Here is a 3,357-nt window from a genome sequence, read left to right on the forward strand (position 1 = left end):
TGAAATATGATGTATAATTGAATATTTTAATATAACGATTTATCTGATTATATGTATGTACTTTTATATACTTATAATTATAATTATAAGTATATAAAAGTACATACATGAATGGAGATGTAAAATATTGAAAAAAATAAAAATTGAAAGAGTATCTGACATAATAAAATATGACTATATAAACGATTGGGAAAAAGGAGATATTATATTAATTAGTACTCAAACTGGAACTGGGAAAACCACTTTTATAAAAGATGAATTGTTTGAATATTGCATAAAGGAGAATAAAAAAATTCTTTATCTATCAAATAGAGAAGCTTTAGATAGCCAAATAAAGAATTCTTTTTGTGATGAGTATGGAAAAAAACAGTTAAAGAAAATAGACATTTGTACTTATCAAAAATTTATTTACGATTTTAAAGTAGAATTTAATGAATCAGAAAAGGAAGAAGAATTAAAAAAAGAATTAAAAGAATTAAAAGAATTAAAGGAATTAAATTATTGGAAAACTGCAAATACAATAAAAAAAAGATATACATTAGAAAAATTTATTAAAAAATATAAATACATAGTACTTGATGAAGTACATTTCTTCACTTCTGATGCTACTTTCAATGCTGACTGTGAGCTTTTATCTGAGTTATTTTTTGAAATATTTGAAGCCTTTTCTAAAGAAAAAATTTTAATTTTAATGTCTTCTACTCCACATACATTTATTAAGTTGCCCCAAATATCTTCTAAAAAAGGATTTATCTATAGACAAAAACCAAATTATAACTATTTAAACGTAAAATATTTTAAAGAAAATGATACTATAATAAAAAAAATCGTAGATGATATTAAAGAAAATTCTCAAAATAAATGGATTATATTTGTAAATTCAAAGAACGAAGGTAGAAAGATTTCAAATATATTAAAAGAAAAAAATATAAAAAATAGTTTTTTACATAGTAAAAATAAAACAGAAGAATTTAAGAATATAATAAACAAAGAAAAATTTAATAAAAATGTATTAATCAGTACAAAAATTTTAGAAACAGGTATAAATATTAATGACGAAGATGTCAAAAATATAGTTATGTATGATATAGATAGAGAAACCATCATTCAAGAAATTGGAAGGGTTAGAGTGGATATAGATAAACCTAGAAAAATTAATTTATATATACCATTAAGGAATAAAAATTATTTTTACAATATCCTAGAAAATATCCAAAAAAAGTTAGATTGTATTAAATTATATAAGGACAATCCAACAGATTTTTTTAAAAAGTATCAGTATCAAATTGGTGAAATACCATCTGAAATATTTTATATTGATTATTTTAATGAAAGTGAATTTCATTTTTCTATCAGAAAAACAAGTAAAACCTTTTTTGAGGAAAAATATAAGTATTTAGGAAAAATAACAGATAATTACTCATATGGAAATAATGCAGAATATTCGTTTGTCTTGCAAGTTTTAGAATGGTTAGGAATAGAAGATAGTTTTAGTATAGAAAATTTAATTGATAAAAATGTTAGTGATGAAGAATTAAAAAATTATTTAGAAAAAAATCTTGAAAATAGACTTTTTAATGAATCTCAATTGGAACTATCATCACTTATAAAAAATACATTTGGTTTATCTAGCAATAAATCCAAAAAGTTACAGATAAATACAATAAATAAAATATTAAAAAAGCACAATATTAATTATATTTTAAAAAGAGATGATACTAGTAAACGTGATAAAGGCAATAAAAATCCAAAAAAATATTCTTATTGGAGTATAGAAAACATTTGGGATAGATTTGAAAACTTATAGGTGGATTGTATAAAAATAAATCTAACTTAAATTAAGTTAGATTTATTTAAATTTTTCTTTTTGACTCTTTGCAATTATATCATCTAGCTCATCAGTAGTATATTGAGTAAATGTTTCATTGAAATTGTGAAATTTAGTTTTTTGTCTAGGCATATCACCAATTTTTTTATTAGATTTATTTTGATTTTTAATATCTGCATTTTCTTTTTGGGAAAAATATTTTCTATCGTCCAAATCATTAACTATAAATTCAATAGAATCTACTTTTTTTCCCTTCTTTTTTTCTCTGAAACTAATTTCAAAATATCCAGTTTCATTTAGTTCTGTTACTGCTGGTACAATAACTTTTCTTTTTAAGTTATTGTATCTATCATATTTATTTTCTAGCATTAATAACTCTTTTAATGTATCTAATTGATATGTAACTACATTCTTTGTTCTTGTCCATAATCTAAGCAAATCATAAAATCTTTGAGAATAGGAACCTCTTAAGCTAAAAAATATTTGTAAATTGATTGGAGTATATCCAACTTGAATATAATTTTCTATTAAGTCAAGTAATATTTCTGATGTCCTCACAGTAAATTCTTCTGTTTTTTCATCATATTCCCAAAAATAAATAAAACTACATTCTCCCCATTTATTGGCATTTCTTATATAAATAGTCCCTATCCTTAATTTAGTAAATATCTTACTAATAGACTGTGGAGTCGTATAATTATGATTTTTCATAAGTTCTCTGATTTCATCAATATGTATTTTTATTTCTAAATTTTTATTTTTTTGAAACTCATATAATAATTTAACAAACAATCTATTTTCTACTGTTTGTAAATCATATTTAGCCATTATAAACTTATTAGATTTCATCAAAATGTTATTTTTTTGCCCCTTAATTTTATCCATTATTTAATTCTCCCAAAGAGTATGTTTTTTTACTATTATAACGTATTTTCTAATTTAATACTACTAAATCTTAAAAGGTAGCATTTAAATCTTAAAAGGTAGCATTTAAATCTTAAAAGGTAGCATTTAAATCTTAAAAGGTAGCATTTAAATCTTAAAAGGTAGCATTTAAAATCTTAAAAGGTAGCATTTAAATCATTCTATCCTAGCATTTTCAATGCTTTTAGATATGCCTAAATACTACTATTAAATACTATTAAAACTATTAATAGGTTTATTACTATTAATAGGGATATACTATATAGATAAATGACAAAATTAAAAACAAAACCTTTTAATTCAAAAAATTATAATCCATTCTTAGATTTACATTACTCTTTGTTTATTTAAATATATTAACAATAAAAAATATCTTAATTAAAAACAAGAAATAAGCCCTTAAAATCAATTTTAAGGGTTATAAGGATAAATTACATTACAATACAAACCAAAGACCTTACAGATGGCATTAAAAGCTTTACAGTGCTATTAGGAAGCTTGTCTATAGATGCAATTAATACTTTTATATAAATTGTTTAGTCCATATTATCCTTTTCCCAATCTCTAACAAGTTTATAGAATGTACTTTTCTTTAATTCTAGCTT

General features: G+C 21.8%; 2 protein-coding genes. One reads left to right on the forward strand and one right to left on the reverse strand.

Translation table 11 applies throughout. The features are described from left to right. The first annotated feature begins 127 nt into the window (after window positions 1–127). On the forward strand, window positions 128–1,807 hold the full coding sequence (locus Q3304_RS20585) for a helicase-related protein (RefSeq protein ID WP_407815301.1): 1,680 nt from the start codon (window positions 128–130) through the stop codon (window positions 1,805–1,807). A 42-nt stretch (window positions 1,808–1,849) separates the two neighbouring features. On the opposite strand, the gene Q3304_RS20590 is transcribed toward Q3304_RS20585, so the two are convergent. Then, complete coding sequence (locus Q3304_RS20590; protein WP_407815302.1) at window positions 1,850–2,713, reverse strand: replication initiation protein; 864 nt, start codon at window positions 2,711–2,713, stop codon at window positions 1,850–1,852. Window positions 2,714–3,357: the final 644 nt, after the last annotated feature.

This window comes from Clostridioides sp. GD02377, from assembly GCF_045899875.1.
Classification (GTDB): domain Bacteria; phylum Bacillota; class Clostridia; order Peptostreptococcales; family Peptostreptococcaceae; genus Clostridioides; species Clostridioides difficile_A.